The sequence below is a fragment of the Parasphingopyxis lamellibrachiae genome (genome assembly GCF_003385775.1).
GTDB lineage: Bacteria > Pseudomonadota > Alphaproteobacteria > Sphingomonadales > Sphingomonadaceae > Parasphingopyxis > Parasphingopyxis lamellibrachiae.
This window is the reverse complement of the sequence record NZ_QRDP01000004.1, coordinates 2,340,122-2,356,730: the sequence shown is the minus strand read 5'-3', so window position 1 is coordinate 2,356,730 and position 16,609 is coordinate 2,340,122. Positions and strand designations below refer to the sequence as shown.

The 16,609-nt window shown below is 60.8% G+C and carries 11 protein-coding genes; 5 read left to right on the top strand and 6 right to left on the bottom strand.

What is annotated here, in order from left to right; all coding sequences use genetic code 11:
• Window positions 1–1,359, top strand: coding sequence for an efflux RND transporter periplasmic adaptor subunit (locus tag DFR46_RS11780; RefSeq protein ID WP_116236614.1), 1,359 nt, complete (start codon window positions 1–3; stop codon window positions 1,357–1,359).
• Complete coding sequence (locus DFR46_RS11775; RefSeq protein ID WP_116236613.1) at window positions 1,356–4,583, top strand: efflux RND transporter permease subunit; 3,228 nt, start codon at window positions 1,356–1,358, stop codon at window positions 4,581–4,583. The genes DFR46_RS11780 and DFR46_RS11775 overlap by 4 nt, the downstream gene beginning before the upstream one ends.
• 48 nt (window positions 4,584–4,631) lie before the next feature.
• Here the strand turns inward: DFR46_RS11775 and DFR46_RS11770 are convergent, their stop codons facing one another.
• The gene (locus tag DFR46_RS11770) at window positions 4,632–5,273 is read right to left on the bottom strand and encodes a glutathione S-transferase family protein (protein ID WP_116236612.1); all 642 of its coding nucleotides are present in this window, start codon (window positions 5,271–5,273) and stop codon (window positions 4,632–4,634) included.
• 95 nt (window positions 5,274–5,368) lie between these two features.
• Here DFR46_RS11770 and DFR46_RS11765 point away from each other — a divergent pair, with 95 nt between their 5' ends.
• The gene (locus DFR46_RS11765; protein WP_211306424.1) at window positions 5,369–7,030 is read left to right on the top strand and encodes a sulfatase; all 1,662 of its coding nucleotides are present in this window, start codon (window positions 5,369–5,371) and stop codon (window positions 7,028–7,030) included.
• 30 nt (window positions 7,031–7,060) lie between these two features.
• Here DFR46_RS11765 and DFR46_RS11760 read toward each other — a convergent pair whose 3' ends face one another.
• The 3 genes from DFR46_RS11760 to DFR46_RS11750 all read right to left on the bottom strand — a co-directional run bounded on the left by DFR46_RS11760 (window position 7,061) and on the right by DFR46_RS11750 (window position 9,805).
• Window positions 7,061–7,420 carry a response regulator gene (locus DFR46_RS11760; RefSeq protein WP_116236611.1) on the bottom strand — a complete coding sequence of 120 codons (360 nt, stop codon included), beginning with the start codon at window positions 7,418–7,420 and terminating at the stop codon, window positions 7,061–7,063.
• A gap of 1 nt (window position 7,421) precedes the next feature.
• Window positions 7,422–8,516, bottom strand: coding sequence for an HWE histidine kinase domain-containing protein (locus tag DFR46_RS11755; protein WP_211306423.1), 1,095 nt, complete (start codon window positions 8,514–8,516; stop codon window positions 7,422–7,424).
• A gap of 143 nt (window positions 8,517–8,659) precedes the next feature.
• Window positions 8,660–9,805, bottom strand: coding sequence for an NAD(P)H-dependent flavin oxidoreductase (locus DFR46_RS11750; RefSeq protein ID WP_245953836.1), 1,146 nt, complete (start codon window positions 9,803–9,805; stop codon window positions 8,660–8,662).
• A gap of 114 nt (window positions 9,806–9,919) precedes the next feature.
• On the opposite strand from DFR46_RS11750, the gene DFR46_RS11745 reads away from it, so the two are divergent.
• Both DFR46_RS11745 and DFR46_RS11740 read left to right on the top strand, forming a co-directional pair.
• The gene (locus DFR46_RS11745) at window positions 9,920–11,149 is read left to right on the top strand and encodes an NAD(P)/FAD-dependent oxidoreductase (protein ID WP_116236610.1); all 1,230 of its coding nucleotides are present in this window, start codon (window positions 9,920–9,922) and stop codon (window positions 11,147–11,149) included.
• A 24-nt stretch (window positions 11,150–11,173) separates the two neighbouring features.
• Window positions 11,174–12,268, top strand: coding sequence for a CaiB/BaiF CoA transferase family protein (locus DFR46_RS11740; protein WP_116236609.1), 1,095 nt, complete (start codon window positions 11,174–11,176; stop codon window positions 12,266–12,268).
• Window positions 12,269–12,275: 7 nt separating this feature from the next.
• On the opposite strand, the gene DFR46_RS11735 is transcribed toward DFR46_RS11740, so the two are convergent.
• A complete protein-coding gene (locus DFR46_RS11735; protein ID WP_116236608.1) occupies window positions 12,276–13,448 on the bottom strand; it encodes a saccharopine dehydrogenase family protein in 1,173 nt (390 codons plus the stop codon).
• 136 nt (window positions 13,449–13,584) lie between these two features.
• Window positions 13,585–16,596, bottom strand: coding sequence for a TonB-dependent receptor (locus DFR46_RS11730; protein ID WP_116236607.1), 3,012 nt, complete (start codon window positions 16,594–16,596; stop codon window positions 13,585–13,587).
• Window positions 16,597–16,609 lie beyond the last annotated feature (13 nt).

Sequence of the window (16,609 nt, the reverse complement as noted above, 5' to 3'; positions counted from 1 at the left end):
GTGACCCGAAACAGACTTATCGCGATCGGCATCGTGCTTGGCGCGCTCCTGATCGCGGCGCTCCTCATATTGGCGCGCCCATCGCCCGACGAACGCCCGCCCGACCAGCGGGCCCAGCTGGTTCAGGTCGTACCCGCGGAGATTCGCAGCGGACGGCTGACCGTCAGCGGTGCCGGCACGGTGCGCGCCCATGAGGAACTGGTACTGGCGGCGGAAGTGCCCGGAAAGCTGGTTTATGTAAGCCCGAACCTGATTGAGGGTCGGGCCGTGAGCCGGGGCGAAGTCCTGTTCCGTATCGATCCAACCGACTATCGCAACCAGGTGGCAAGCGCGCGCGCTGATGTCGCGCAGCAGGGCGTTTCCGTCCTTCAGGCGCAGGAAGAGGCAACGCTTGCCCAACGCGAATATGAGCGATTCCAGCAGCGCGAAGCGCGGCGGGCGCCCAATCCTTTTGCCAGCGTCGATGCCGACGACTTTGCCGCGCAGATCCTGCCGCCCAGCCTGTTGGCCGCCGACTCTGCCCCGGCCCGCGCCGATGCGCCCTCCGCCGACGAAGCGAGCAGTCTCACATTGCGCGTCCCGCAATTGCAGGCCGCCCGGGCCGCCCTGCAACGCGCGCGCGCGCAGCTCGGCGATGCCCAGGTCGCGCTCGGCCGGACGACGGTTCGCGCACCCTTTTCCGGGCTTGTCCGCTCGGAAAGCGCGGCGCTCGGCAGCTATGTTTCGCCGGGCCAGTCGCTGGCTCAGATAGTGGCGAGCCAGACCTTTGATGTCATCGTGCCGCTCACCCAGCGAGAGGCCGCCCTCATTCCCGGACTGTGGGGACAGGGTGGAAGCCGGACCGAGGCGTCCGTCTACGCAGAATATGGCGGTCGCCGCTATCGCTGGCAGGCCTATGTCGATCGCGCCGATCCGGTGCTCAATCCCGAGACGCGCACCATCGACATATTTCTGCGGGTACCCAACCCCATGCAGCGCGGCCAGCTCGCGGCCCGGCAAACCGACGGCGAAGCGGGTGCGGACAGCCCCGACGGCACCCAGGGCCCGCCGCTCTTGGTCGGCAGCTTCGTACAGGCCGAAATCGATGGCCTAGCGCTGACCCAATATGCCGCCATTCCCGTCGCCGCCCTTCGCCCGGGAAACCAGGTCTGGCTGGCCCGTGACGGCAGGCTGCGGATCGTGACCGTGCAGGTAATCCAGCGCAGCGACAGCGAGATATTCGTGCGCGCAGAGCCTTTAGGGGCCGACCCGATGGTCATCGTCGGCGATATCGGCGTCGCGACGGACGGCATGCGTGTGCGCACGTCGGATGAGGATGAGGACGAGAGCCCCACGGCTGAAACGGACGCTGCCTCATGAGCGCCGACCCGCCTCCCGGATCCGGCCATTTCGACATCACGAAAGGCGGCGGCGCTGTAGGCTATATGGCGCGCAATGGCGTCGCGGCGAACCTGCTCGCCATCTTCCTGCTGATCGCGGGGATCATGGCCTATGGCGCCATCGTTCAGGAAGTTTTCCCGGAGAGCAGCCTCGATACGGTTTCGGTCAGTGTCGTCTATCCCGGCGCAACGCCCGAAGAGGTCGAGGAATCAGTTATCCAGAAGATCGAAGAGGCCGTGGAAGGCGTCGAAGGTGTGAAGGAAATCCGGTCGAATGCGACCGAAGGGGGAGGCTCGGTGTCGATCGAGCTTGAGCTCGGCACCGATATCGACCGGGCGCTCGACGATATCAAAAGCGAAGTCGACCAGATCCAGACCTTTCCGGCCGATGCCGAAGAACCCGATGTCCGGGAACTGACGACACGGCAAAGCGTGATGCAGATCGCGCTTTACGGCGATGTCAGCGAAGATGCGCTGAAACGGCTTGCCTATCAGCTGGAAGACCAGCTCTCCTCCCTCTCCGAAGTATCCTATGTCGAGACCAGCAGCGTGCGCGACTATGAGGTATCGATAGAAGTTCCGCAGGATACACTGCGCGCCTATGGCCTGTCGCTCACCGATATCAGCCGGGCTGTGGCGGCGGACAGTCTCGATAGTCCGGCCGGCTCGATCGATACCGATTCCGAAGAAGTCCGCATCCGTACTATCGGCCAGAATTACGGCCAGCACGATTTCGAGGAAATCGTCCTGATCAGCCGGCAAGACGGCACCAATATCCGCCTTGGCGATGTCGCAACGGTAGTAGATGCATTTGAAGACAATGATCTGAGTGCCTTCTACAACGGGACGCCAGTCGCCTTTGTCGAGGTCTTCAGGACCAGCGACGAACGCGTACTCGACATTGCCGAACAGGTAGAGCGCTATCTTGCGGACGAATTCGCGCCAACGCTTCCGGAAAACATCTCCTACGCGATCTGGAACGACGATTCCGAAGTGTTCGAAGACCGGCTCAGTCTGCTCCTGAAAAATGCGGCGATCGGCCTGACCCTGGTCCTTATCGCCCTGACCCTGTTCCTCAACATTCGCCTAGCCATGTGGGTCGCGTTCGGGATTGCGATCACATTTGTCGGCGCAATGGCCGTACTCAATACCGTCGGCTCCAGCATCAACATGTTCTCGCTGTTCGGGTTCATCCTGGCCCTGGGCCTGGTGGTCGACGATGCAATCGTTGTCGGCGAAAATATCTACGCCGAACGGGAGCGGGGAAGACGAGGCCTGTCCGCCGCGATTATCGGCGCGAGACGCGTCACCGTTCCAGTGATTTTTGCCGTATTGACGACGGTCGCCGCTTTCTCCCCGCTGTTCGCGATCGGCGGCGTTTTCGGCAAACTGCTTTTCGATATCCCGCTCGTTATCGTAATCGTTCTGGCGCTTTCCCTGATCGAGAGCCTGCTTGTCCTTCCCAACCATCTGAGCCATTTGCCGCCGCCTGGCCATGAAGCACAGTCGCGCCTGGCCAAGTTTTTCGATCGCGTACAGAAAGCCGTCGACGCGCGTTTCCAGCAATTCGTCAACGGACCGCTGGACAAGGCGCTGCGCTTTGCGGTCGATGCCCCGGCGATCATCCTTGCCGGGGCGCTTGCCCTGGTCATCATCTTCATGTCGCTCGTTCCGGCCGGCATATTGAAAGTGCAGTTCTTTCCGGATGTCGAAGGCGATATCGTGAGGGCTGTGCTGGAAATGCCAGCGGGTACGCCTGTCGAACGCACGGAAGAGATTGCCCGTTTCCTCGAGGCACGTGGCCGCGAAACCATGGCCGAGATCGAAGCCGGACGCCCCGAAGACGCACCCGATCTCGTTCGCGGCATCTACACAACCATCGGACAAACCACAGCCGGCGGCGGCCCCGACGGCAGCAGGACGACCACCGGTGCCAACCGCGCGGCCGTGCAGTTCAGCCTGTTGCCGGGCGATGAGCGCGATATTTCCGCCGCAACATTCGAAGATGCGTGGCGCGACGCCGTTGGGCCCATGCCGGAGGCGCGATCGCTGGTCTTCGCCTCCGACCTGTTTTCCGCCGGGGCACCGGTGAGCGTCGAGCTCTCGCATCCCGATACCGCAACCTTGACCCGGATATCCGAGCAGCTGATGCGCGACCTCGCCCGCTTCGAGGGCGTGTTCGATATCGAAACCGATCAGGATGCCGGGCTGCAGGAGATCCAGCTTCGCCTGAAACCCGCCGCGCGCACATTGGGCGTAACGCTTCAGGATGTGGCCGGTCAGGTTCGCGCCGCCTTTTTCGGCGACGAAGCCGTGCGCGTGCAACGCGGGCGCGAAGATGTGCGCGTCTATATCCGTTTGCCCGAGGAAGAGCGCAATTCCATCGTCGATGTAGAAGGGTTTCAGGTGCGCGTTCCGGGAGGTCAGGTGGCGCTGAGCGAAATTGCCGATGTGTCGTTCGGGGAATCGCCGTCCATCATCCGGCGGCAGGATGGCAGGCGCGTCGTGACCGTCAGCGCCAATGTCGACACGACCGTGGTGACGGGTCAGGAAATATCCCGCCAGCTCGAGGAAGAAGTGCTCCCGGTGCTCCAGCGCGATCATCCACAATTGCTCTTCTCGTTCGGCGGGGAACAGGCCGAACAACAGGATTCCTTCGGCGATCTCGGCATGGCATTCATGGCCGCAATCCTGATGATCTACATCCTGCTCGCGGTGCCGTTTCGATCCTATGTCCAGCCGCTCATCATCATCGCGGCCATCCCTTTCGGCATAATTGGCGCGCTGATGGGGCACCTCATCCTCGGCCTGTCGGTCGGCATTTTGAGCATGTTCGGCATTATCGGCCTGTCGGGCGTGATCGTGAACGGGTCGCTGATCCTGATCGACTTCATCAACGAACGATTGCGCGAAGGCGACGATATCAAGACGGCGATCATCACCAGCGCCAAATCGCGTTTCCGCCCAATCGTCCTGACATCGGTCACGACGTTTCTCGGTGTCGCTCCGATCACCTTTGAAACGAGCCTGCAGGCGCAATTCCTGATACCGATGTCGGCCAGTCTCGGCTTTGGCGTCCTTTTCGGAACGGTGCTTCTGATGCTGCTGATCCCGGCGCTCGCGATGCTCCAGTATCGGGCCAATCAGCGGTTCAAAAGATATTTTTCGAAGGACAGCCCGGCCGAAGCCGCCCCGGCCGATTGATCCGGCTGAGACCCACCCGTTTCGTTGCAGGACGAGGGATTGAAGAGCCTAGTTGGCGACGCCGTTTTGAGGATTTCCGCTGAGGGCGGCACTGGGGCGTGCAGCCACGCGCGCACGCCATGCATGGAGATTGGCGAGTTCCGCCGGAGCGCTCTGGCCGACCGTGCTGCCAAATTCGACAAAACAGAATAACAGGATATCGGCAAGCGTGAAACGATCGCCAACCAGATATTCCCTGCCCGCCAGCATCGCATCCGCCTGCTTCAGGCCATCCTGCGCATAGGCCTTGTTGCCATCGGCCGCTTCAGGGCAGCAGAAGAGACGGTCCTTGAACATCGGCAAGCCCTCGGCACTGCGGAAACCGTTCGTCAGCGGTACAACAATATTCTGATCGACAATTCGCGTAGTCTGACGGGTTGCAGCGCGTTCCTCCGGCGTGAACCCGAGCAGCGGACTGGCCGCATGTGTTTCGTCCAGATATTCGCAGATCGCCACGCTTTCCGAAATCTTCGTTCCATCATCGAGCACGAGCAGCGGCGTGCCGCCATGCGGATTCAGCGCGAGATAGTCTGGCTGGCGGTTTTCGCCGACCCGAATATCGAGAAACTGGCGTTCAATCTCCAGGCCCTTTTCAGCGATGAACATGGTGGCAACGCGCGGATTTGGTCCGATGGACTGGTAAAGTTTCACCTGTATTTTCTCCCGGAATAATGCGCTAATGATAAAGCGGATATGGCAAAGGATAGTCGTACCCAGAGGGCGTGAAAACCAAGAAGGGGGTGGGCGTGATCAAGAAAATCTTGCTGGGCATTCTGCTGGTTGTTGTAATCGGCGGCGGTGTCGCCTGGTTCAACCGGCAAGCGATCATCCTCTACTATGTGACGAATAGGGGGAAGACGGATGTTGCCCCCAATCGCCCGATTGAGTGGGCGAACGGCCCTGCCGAAGCCGATATGGCGCCTGCCGAACGACCGCCCAATATCGTCTTCATCCTGGCCGACGATCTTGGCATCAATGACATTTCCACCTTTGGCGGCGGCATCGCCGGAGGCAGCGTGCCAACACCGAATATCGACCGGCTTGCGGCCGAAGGCATGATCTTCAGCCAGGCCTATTCGGGCACTGCCACCTGCGCGCCGAGCCGCGCGATGCTGATGACCGGGCGCTATCCCACCCGCACCGGGTTCGAGTTTACACCGACGCCGGACGGCATGGGCCGCATCCTCAACATGGTCGCCGATCCGGAGAGCAGCGGCCTGCCGCCCCCAGATTGGGACCGCGCCCGGTCTGAAACTGCGCCGCCTTATGCCGAGCAGGGTTTGCCGGGTTCAGAAATCACGATTGCCGAAGTGCTTGGCGATGCCGGCTATCATACGGTTCATATCGGCAAATGGCATCTTGGCCGGGGCGATGAGTTCGGACCCAACGCGCAGGGTTTCGACGAAAGCCTGCTCATGGCAAGCGGGCTGTTCCTGCCCGAAGACCACCCCGATGTCGTCAATGCGCGGGTCGATTTCGACCCCGTCGACATCTTCCTCTGGGCGCGCATGCAGTTCGCCGCATCCTTCAACGGCAGCGACTGGTTCGAGCCGGGCGGCTACCTCACCGATTATTGGACGGACGAGGCGGTCAACGTCATCCGCGCCAATCGCAACCGCCCCTTCTTCCTCTATCTCGCGCATTGGGGCGTACACACGCCGCTTCAGGCGACCCGCGAGGACTATGAAGCGGTCGGTGATATCGAACCGCACCGCGAACGCGTCTATGCCGCCATGATCCGTGCGCTCGATCGCAGCGTAGGCACGGTCATGGACGAGCTGGAAGCCCAGGGCCTGGCCGACAATACGATTATCGTCTTTTCCAGCGACAATGGCGGTGCGGGCTATATCGGCCTGCCGGAAATCAACGCACCCTATCGCGGTTGGAAAGCCACATTTTTCGAAGGTGGCATTCGTGTGCCCATGTTCCTGCGCTGGCCGGCCCGCATCGCAGCGGGATCACGTAGCGAAAACCCCGTCGCCCATATCGATGTCATGCCGACGCTGGCCGCTGCCGCCGGGGCCAGCCTGCCGCAGGGAGTTGCAATTGACGGGGTGAACCTGCTCCCCGTCGCAGCCGGGGAAGGCGAGGTGAGCCGGGCCGACGATGCGATCTTCTGGCAGAGCGGCTATTACCGCGTCATCCGCCAGGGCGACTGGAAATTGCAGGTCAGCGAGCGTCCGGACCGCGCATGGCTCTACAATCTGGCCGAGGATCCGACCGAGCAGACCAATCTGGCCGAGCGGATGCCGCAGCGCGTTGCCGCGATGCGGGCCCTGCTCGACGCACACCGGGCCGGTGGCCGTGAACCGCTCTATCCCTATACTATTGAAGGCCCTGTCGCCGTCGACCGGTCGCTCGCTGAACGCGTCGAAGAGGGCGACGAGGTGATATTCTGGCCGATCTGACCCGTGGCGCACGCAGGTTAGGAGGACCGGTTACGGCTCGATCTGCGTAAGCGTACGCGCGAGCATGTCACCGGAGAGAGGTTTTTTAAGCACCTTGTCCCCACTGTCGATAAAGTCGATCTGGTCACGGTTATAGGCGGTGATGAATACGAACGGGATGCCCCGGCTGCGCAGCGTTTCCGCCACGGGTTGCGAAGTTTGTCCCGAGCCAAGATTGACATCGAGAAAGGCGATATCGATGTCCTGTTTTCTGGCGATGGCTTCTGCATCTTCTAGGTGAATGCTTGGGCCGACAATTTCAAAGCCCATATCTTCCAGAAGATCCACCATCTCGAACGCAACCATAATTTCGTCTTCGACGATGAACACGCGGCGCACTGAATCGGTCATCTCAATCCTGTTTTGCTTTGGCGAGCGGTGCGATCAGCTGCCAGGTCAAACCGGTCGCCGGATATTCGATTGTAACGGAGCCCTGAGTCTCCATCGCAAGGGCGCGCTTGATGATAAACGTCCCGAATCCCTTGCCTTCAGGTTCAACGGTTACCGGGCCACCATGTTCCATCCAGTCGATCTGTAGCATCGGGTTCGGCTCTTCCGTCACCGACCATATAAGTTCGACAGTGCCATCGTCCACGGACAAAGCCCCATATTTGAATGCGTTGGTAGACAATTCGTACAAAGCCATGGACAGTGCAAGCGCCTGTTTTTCCGGCAGTTCGATATCGGGGCCGGTTGACCGGACCCGACCTTCCTCCAATTGCTGCCCCAGGGTCTTGTGAACGATCCCCGCGATCGTTGAATTTTTCCATTGTCGTCCCACAAGCCCGGCATGGGCCGCCGCATAGGCATCGAGGCGCCGGTCGATGGTCTCGCGCAACCCTTCAGGTACGCCGTCCTTGCGCAACGACTGGCTTACGATCGACTTGACAACCGTGAACGCATTTTTGACCCGATGATCGAGTTCCCCAATCAGAATTTCCTGTTGCCGCTGCAGTTGCCGCTCTTTTTCGATATCGATCAGAGCAACCGCCGCCGCCAACATTTCACCGTCATTATCTCTGATCGGCCGGCCCACGATCTTCATCCAGAAACGCGCCCCGTCGCCACGCTGGTAGTGGACATCGAGCTCGGCATATTCCTCTCCGTTCCGGATCACCCGGGAGAGCGGGTATTCGTGACTTTCAACCTGCTTGCCATCGGGATGGAATGATACCCATTCGCCGTAGGAGTCCGTATCTTCGGACTTGAGAACCGGGTGGCCGACCAATTCTTCGACACGTGAATTGCCCAGAAAAATTTCGCCGCTGGGCGCTTCGGCCAGAACAATGCCCACGGGAACAGTTTCCAGCGCGGCGCTGAGGATTGACGATTGCCGGGCTTCGTTCTTCGCCTGCTCTTCATGGTGGGCGCTACTGGCGAGTGCATCTGTCAGCTGCTGCCGGAGTTCGGCATTCTCCGCCGTCAGTTTTTTGTTCAATGCTTCCACCGGACCCCTCCGCTACAGGCCGATCGGCCAACTGACCTTCTTGAAAGTCTTTCTTTGCCAACCTGTTATGGCCGACTAGAGCATGCGGCAAAGCGATTGTCGATTCCAGATGTGTCGGTCGAGTTGGCCCCAAAAACTTGCGACTAGTCTCCCAGGCTTGCTGAAAGCCTTTCAAAAGCCTCGGCAAATTCTTCCTTGAACTGCTGGACAACCTGGCCTGAAGATAGCGGCTGGTTCATCAGACCAACCCCCTGGCCAACCCAGTAGGTGGCCAAGTCTTTCGCACCCTGATGACCGCTTTGACTGAGCTTGTCGATCTGGCGCAATGCCGGTTCGCTGACCATCGATTGCAGCGGCATGGGAAGCGGTTCCGGCGCGTCTTCCCCTTCCCACGCATCGGTCCAGGGAGAGCGGAGCTGGCGGGATGGCTTGCCCGTGCGGGACCGAGACCGGACGGTATCGCGTGAGCTGGCGGCCAGCATCTTTTCTTTCACTACCGGATTCGTCTCCGCTTCCGCCGTGGTCAGCCAGACGGACCCGCACCACGCCCCGGCGGCGCCCATCGCTATGGCGGCAGCCATCTGCTCCCCCGTCGTGATGCCGCCGGCAGCCAATATCGGGGTATCGGCGCCAACCTCTTTCAACGCTCGGGCCACTTCGGGAATCAGAACCATCGTCGAGACATCGCCGCAATGCCCGCCCGCCTCGCCGCCAGCCACAACCAGAATGTCAACACCGGCATTGACCTGCGCGACGGCATGCTCTTTCGCACCGACCAGAGCTGCGACCGGCACGCCGTGCTGCTTGCCCAGGTCAAGCATCACCTGCGGCGGCACACCGAGCGCATTGGCAATCAGCTTGATCGGGTATTCGAAGGCCACCTCCAGGCTGCTCGCGGCGCCCTCTGCGCGCAGGTTCCTGGCAAAATTGCCGGATATGCCCCGCGTCCTGTCCAACTCATCGGTTGCAATGTCATGCTCGGCCAATATGCCCGAGGCGAAATCCTTATGTTCCTGCGGAATGGAATCGATGAGCCTGCCGGTATCGAGTTTCTCCCCCTTCCCGGCGAACTTGTTGGGAACGATCAAGTCGACGCCATAGGGTTTTCCATCCGCATGGGCGTCGATCCAGTCAAGCTCCTCGCGCAACCGTTCTGGTGACAGATTGACGGCGCCAAACACCCCCATGCCGCCGGCTTTCGAAACCGCAGCGACGACATCTCGGCAATGCGAAAAGGCAAGCAGCGGAAACTCGATATCCAGCATCGAACAGATTGGGGAATTCATCATGCAGATATCTCCTGTTTCGACCACCATATCCGAGCGCGACTACCGCGCAAGCCATCCGTGGTTTCTCTCTAAAAGAGCCGTTGAAACCGCGCCGGACTCGGCTAGGAAGTTCCGATGAGCAAGAAAGTTGATATCGCGATAGTCGGTGCGGGGCATGGCGGGGCGCAAGCCGCTATCATGCTGCGACAACAGAAATTCGAAGGATCGGTCGCCCTGATCGGCGACGAACCCGAATATCCCTACGAGCGCCCGCCGCTTTCGAAAGATTATTTTGCCGGGGAGAAACCGTTCGAACGGATCATGATCCGGCCAGAAAAATTCTGGGAAGAGCGCGATATCACGATGATGCTCGGCCGGCGCGTGATGAAGGTAGCCCCCGAGGCCCACCTGCTGACCTTCGAAGGCGGCGATACACTGGCTTACAGAACTTTGATCTGGGCAACCGGCGGCACGCCGCGCCGTCTATCCTGTCCGGGCAATGATCTGGCCGGAGTTCACGCAGTGCGGACGCGCGCGGATGTCGACGCGATGATGGCCAAGCTCGACACGATCGAACGCGTTGCGATTGTTGGTGGCGGGTATATCGGTCTGGAAGCCGCCGCGGTCCTCACCAAGCTGGGCAAGAAAGTGGCCCTGCTCGAAGCGCTGGACAGGGTGCTGGCGCGTGTCGCGGGCGAGGAACTCTCTCATTTCTACGAGGCCGAGCATCGCGCCCAGGGCGTCGACCTGAGAACCGGGGTCGACGTAACGCGCATCACGGGCGAAGATGGCCGGGCAACCGGCGTGGAACTGGCAGATGGCGAGATTGTCCCGGCCGACATGGTGATCGTCGGGATCGGCATCGTCGCCGCGGTTGAGCCGCTGCTCGAGGCGGGCGCAGAAGGCGGCAATGGAGTGGTCGTCGACGAATATTGCCGCACGACCCTGCCCGATATCTATGCGATCGGCGATTGCGCTGCCCATGCCAACAGCTTCGCGGATGGTGCGACGATCAGGCTGGAATCGGTCCAGAATGCCAACGACCAGGCGACGACGGCAACAAAAGCGATACTGGGCAATCCCGCTCCCTATGACGCCATTCCCTGGTTCTGGTCGAACCAGTATGATCTCAAGCTTCAAACGGTCGGGCTTTCGACTGGATATGATATGACCGTCATCCGCGGAAACCCTGCCGACCGCAGTTTCTCGATCACCTATCTCAGACAGGGACGGGTTATCGCCCTCGACTGCGTCAATGCGACCAAGGATTATGTGCAGGGGCGCAAACTCATCATCAACGGTATCAGTCCGGATATGCAAAAACTTGCCAACGCTGCGGTTCCGCTCAAGGAACTGCTCGCCTGATCGGCGCACAATATCAAAGGGAGCATGAAGTTGAGCACAACCAAAACCGGCCCGCTGGCCGGATGCAGGATTGTCGAGTTTGACGCGATCGGGCCAGTTCCGCTTGCCGGCATGATCCTTTCGGACCTCGGCGCAGATATTGTACGGATCGGCCGCCCGGGCAAGGCGGGTGTCGATGCGCCGGGCGACAAGATACTGTTGCGCGGGCGGAACAAGATTGCGCTCGACCTCAAGGATCCGGAACAGCGCGATCAGGCGATGGCGCTGGTCAGCAAGGCCGACGCCCTGCTCGAAGGTACGCGGCCGGGCGTGATGGAGCGGCTGGGGCTCGGCCCCGAAGACTGTTTTGCCCACAACCCCAAGCTTGCCTATGGCCGGATGACCGGCTGGGGCCAGGAAGGCCCGTTATCGCAAAGCGCAGGCCACGATCTCGACTATATCGCCATCACCGGTGCGCTTGGCGCGATGGGCCGCAAGGGCGAACCGCCTTCCCCGCCCCTCAACCTGGTTGGCGACTATGGCGGCGGCACGATGTTCCTTGCGCTGGGCATTGTCTCGGCGATCCTTTCGGCACGGACGACCGGCAAGGGTCAGGTGGTCGATGCCGCAATGACCGATGGTGCAGCTGTGCTCATGAGTATGTTCTACGCGTTTCACGATGTCGGGATGTGGAAGGCCGAACGCGAGGCCAATTTGCTCGATGGCGGGACGCCTTTCTACCGCTGTTACGAAACCGCAGATGGCGGCTATATGGCCGTCGGCGCGCTTGAGCCGCAATTTTTTGCCGTCCTGCTCGAGAAGCTGGAGATCGATGCGGCGGATTTCCCGCAATATGACCGCGCGCGCTGGGGCGATATGGTGACGGCTTTCGAAACCAGATTCGCATCGCGAACGCGCGATGAATGGGCCGCGCATTTCGAGGGCAGCGATGCCTGTGTGGCACCTGTCCTGTCCATTGCCGAAGCCCCCGCGCACCCGCACAATGTGGCGCGCCAGACCTTCGCCGAACGGGACGGCACGATGCACCCCATGCCCGCCCCGCGTTTTTCGGGAACGCCGGCAGCCATCGGCAACAGCAGCGACCTCGATATCGAGGAAGCGCTGGCGCTATGGGAGTAACCCCGGCCTAGCTTTCGCGTTTGAATGTCAGCCCGGCATTGGCCTGCAGCCGCTCGATCAGCGGCGCTGCCATAACCGCCCCCGGCGTCAATATTCCGCCCGGGGCATCTGGCACATCGCGCACAAGGCAAATTGCGCTTTCGGCGATCATCTTTGACGTCGAGCCGTAGCCGGGGTCCTTGTCGCCCGTGACACCCACCATGATGCGCGCGCCATCGTCGCCCTCGGCGACAAACATAATGTCGTAAAAACCCGCCTCGCGCTCTTCCTTGCTCGGGCCTTCGCCGGGTTTGGGGCCGTCCTCGCCGCCAAGGGACGTGTCCCCGGCCACCGCATTGGCCGCCGCTTCGCCGCCATCGCCCGGGCCCGTCAACACCATTTCGTCATAGACGAAATCCTCGCCATAGGGGTGGCCCAGCAGGAAATTGGTACGATGGACATTGCGCGTGTTGATCGCCGCCATGATGAACGGAGCCACCCAACTGTCGAGATCGGCTTCGAAATCCACCGCATTCCCGGCCGGCTGCTCAACCCCCGCGAAACCCGGCGCAAGCGAATAGGGATTCATCAGCAACTTGATGATCTCCGGATCCTTCGCGGCAGCCGCCATCGTCGCCTTGAGACTGGCCGCCGTGCCGCCCGAGAATGTCCCCTGCATGGCCCGGACACGGCCCTTGATCCGGTTCGATGGTGCGCCGAACGTTTCCTCGGCCGACTGCTGGGCAAACCAAACGCCAAGGTCGAAGGGGATGGAGTCGAAACCGCAGGAAAAAACGATCCGCGCGCCGCTTGCCTTCGCCTGATCGCCGTAACTATCAATCATCTGCCGCATCCAGGCGGGTTCGCCGCACAGATCGACATAATCGGTTCCGGCGGCCGCGCAGGCCGCCAGCAGGGATTCGCCGTAAAGCTGGTACGGGCCTACCGTCGTGGCAACGCATTTGGTGCGCGCGACCATCGCCGCTACCGAATCCTCATCGTCCGCATCGGCAACCACCAGCGGGGTATCGGCCTGCGCGCCGATTTCGTCGCGAACGGCGGCAAGCTTCTCGGCGCTGCGCCCGGCCATCGCCCAGCGCAAATCTCCGCTATAGTTTTTGGCCAGATATTCGGCGACGAGACGCCCGGTATAGCCCGTGGCTCCATAGACGATGACATCGAATTCGCGTGTGTCGGTCATGAGAAATCTCCCAGATCAGTTGGTCGCGGGCAGGCCGCAAAGGGGGTAATTGTTTCGACGCTATTGTTTCCGGCCGTACGGACGAAAAAGGGCGCCGCGTCAAACGCAGCGCCCCAATTCCGTCCAGTCTTTCGCTCTAGAAATTGAAGCCGGCGGCGATGCCGTAGCGACGCGGTTCCAGAGTGAAGATATTCGTGAACAGGCCCGAGGACGGGTCGGTCACATATTGGCCGGTGGTCGCATTGTTATCGAAGATGTTCTGCACGAACGCCCGGATATACCAGCGGTCATCGGCACCGTTCAGCCGAACCTGCGCGTTGGCGATGCCATAGGGTGCGATCCGGTCAATCGGGCTGTTGAAAACCCGTGAATACTGACCGCCGGTAAAGGCATAGTCACCGCGAAGCACCAGGTTCATCCCGTTGTTGAAGTCATGGGTGTATTGACCGCCGACCGACCATTTCCAGTTCGGTGCCTGCGGCAGGTTGTTGCCCGTGACGTCAACCTCTGCGCCTTCCGCTACCGAGAATGCGCCAAAGCTGTTCAGCAACGGTTGCAGGGCAGCCAGTGCGGGGTTGAACAGGCCAATGTTGCCAGCAGCCGCGGCCGACAAGGCCGAGCAGAAGGCATAGGCGCCGGTCGTGCTTGTACCGGGAACCGGCACCGGACCCGGAAGCCCCAGTGCGCCGTTGATCGTGCCGACGAACGAATTGGCTCCGACCGCATTGCCTGCAGTTTGCGGGATAACCGCACAGTTGGATGCGTTATCGAGGCTCTTGATGATAACTGTGTCGCTGCGGCCTCCCGAGGGATCACGCGTATCGATGACACTCAGGCTGCTGATGCTCGTTTCGAGAACACTGGCCGAGAAGTTGAACATCCAAGCAGGATCAGGCGAAACGATCGCCTCCAGCTCAAGCCCGTAAACTTCTGCATCGGTGTTGGTGTTGATCGATGTCCGGGCCAGAATCCGGCTCAGCTGCAATCCTCCATAATCATAGTAGAAGAGCGAGGCATTGAGCTGCACGGCGCCGCCGGCGAGCGTGTTCTTCGACCCGATTTCGAATGCGTTGATGATCTCGGGCTCGAACGTGTTCGGTACGCTCGGGAACTGGGTCGGATCCACAGGCGGGTTCAGACCGCCCGATTTATAGCCGCGCGACCAGGACGCATAGAGAAGATTGTCGGGCGACCATTGCCAATCGAGCACGATACGACCGGTTACCTCGTCAAAGGAGGCGGTTTCCTCGCGATAGATTTGCTGACCGGGTGTCGATGGATCGCCGTCGAACACCGTGCCGAGGAACGTGTTCACGTCCGCCGTTCCGACAGGAACCTGGGTCGACAGCAGGGCCGAACGCGCCCGGATGAATTTCGAGTCGTTCGAATAGCGGGCTCCGGCGGTCAGCCGCAGATTGTCCGTGATGTCGACATAGACTTCGCCGAACAGACCATAGGATTCCAGCGTGAAACGGTCCGTCTCACTGTTGAACATCGATGGTCCCTGATAGGTTGCCGGTATTGCGGCAACCGCAGCGGCAATCTGTGCCGGCGTGGCGCCGGCAGCGGTCAGCGCCGCTACAGTAGCCGCAGCCGTACCTGCACCGGTCGCTCCGCCAAGAACGCCGGCCGCATAATCAAGTCCGAATGCGTTGACGAAATAGTCGCCTCGCTGGGTGTGATCGAAATAGATGCCGCCAAGCAGGAAGTTGAAGGGCCCGTCGAAATCAGACGTCAGGATCGCTTCAATCGACCATTGCCGTGAATCGCTGGTCGAACGGTCGAACTCGGTGCTGTTATTGGCACAGCCGCCAACATCGCCGCCGAATACGCCAGCATAGCTGATTGTCGCGTCGGACACACAGGCAGTGCCGCCCGGACCGCCGGGGAACAGCGCATTGAAGGACGGTGCGAAGAATTGCGCCGTTCCTGGATTGGCCGCGAAACCGGCATAGGTGGCGATGGCCGTCCGGGCGGTTAAATCGAACGCGGGCGCCGCCGTCAGGTTATAATCGGAGCGCGAGTCAATCGATCGCTCCTGCCAACCGCCATTGATCGACAGAGCAACCGGGCCGAAATCATGCTCAAGGCGTGCCTGGACGTACCATTCGTCCGCGAAATAGGTCGGGGCGAAATCAATATTGACCGTGCGAACATCTTCAGGAACGACCACGCCGGAATAGGTGTCCGGCCCGAAAAGGCTGGTCAGCCCAAGCGGTGCAAAAGCCGGGGAAACGGCAATCGCGAGGAACTCCTGAGCGGCGAATATCGATGCCAGGGTGGCATTGCCATTGACCGGTTCGGCGCGCAGCGCATTTGGCGCACAACCGAGAACCCCGGTTGGGTCGCGTGCGCAAAGCTGCTTCTGGATGCGCGAACGATCATCATCTTCTTCGAAGAAGTAACCGGAAATATCAATCGTCGTGTCGGGACCGGGCTCAAGCCGCAAAGACCCGCGAATGCCATACATGTCGCGGCCGTCGATATCACTGCCGTCGAACAGGTTGGTCGTGTAACCGTCGCGGTTCAGATAGAAGCCCGCAACGCGGATACCGGCCCAATCGGAAAGCGGCACATTGACCATGCCTTCCGCGCGGATCGAATTGTAATTGCCATATTCGATTTCGCCGCTCGCCGCGAAATCGCTCAGATCGGGACGCGCGGTAATGGTGTTGAGGACGCCGCTGGTCGCGTTGCGCCCGAACAGGGTGCCCTGCGGTCCGCGCAGCACTTCGATCCGTTCGATGTCGAAATATTCGGTTTCGAACAGGTTGGTGGAAAGAACCGGCATACCGTTGATGTGGATGCCGAGCGCACTGTCGCACGAGAAGCCCACGCACAGATTGCCGACGCCGCGAATGGCGAGGCTCGAGCCAGTAAAGTTGCCCTTGGAGAAGGTCACATTGGGCAGGGTGAGCATCAGATCGCTGACATTTTCGATCTGCTGGCTTTCAAGCGCTTCAGCGTTGAAAGCCGACACCGCGATCGGCACTTCGTTCAGCGTCTGTGACTGACGTTGTGCGGTGACGATAATCGGCGCGTTGGACGTCCGGCCCGCACTTTGGGCGGTATCACCAGTTTGCCCGACGGCAGGCGTAACCAGCCCGGCCCCGAGTGCTGTAGCTATCAACAACTCAACTTTTTTCACGGCATTCTCTCCC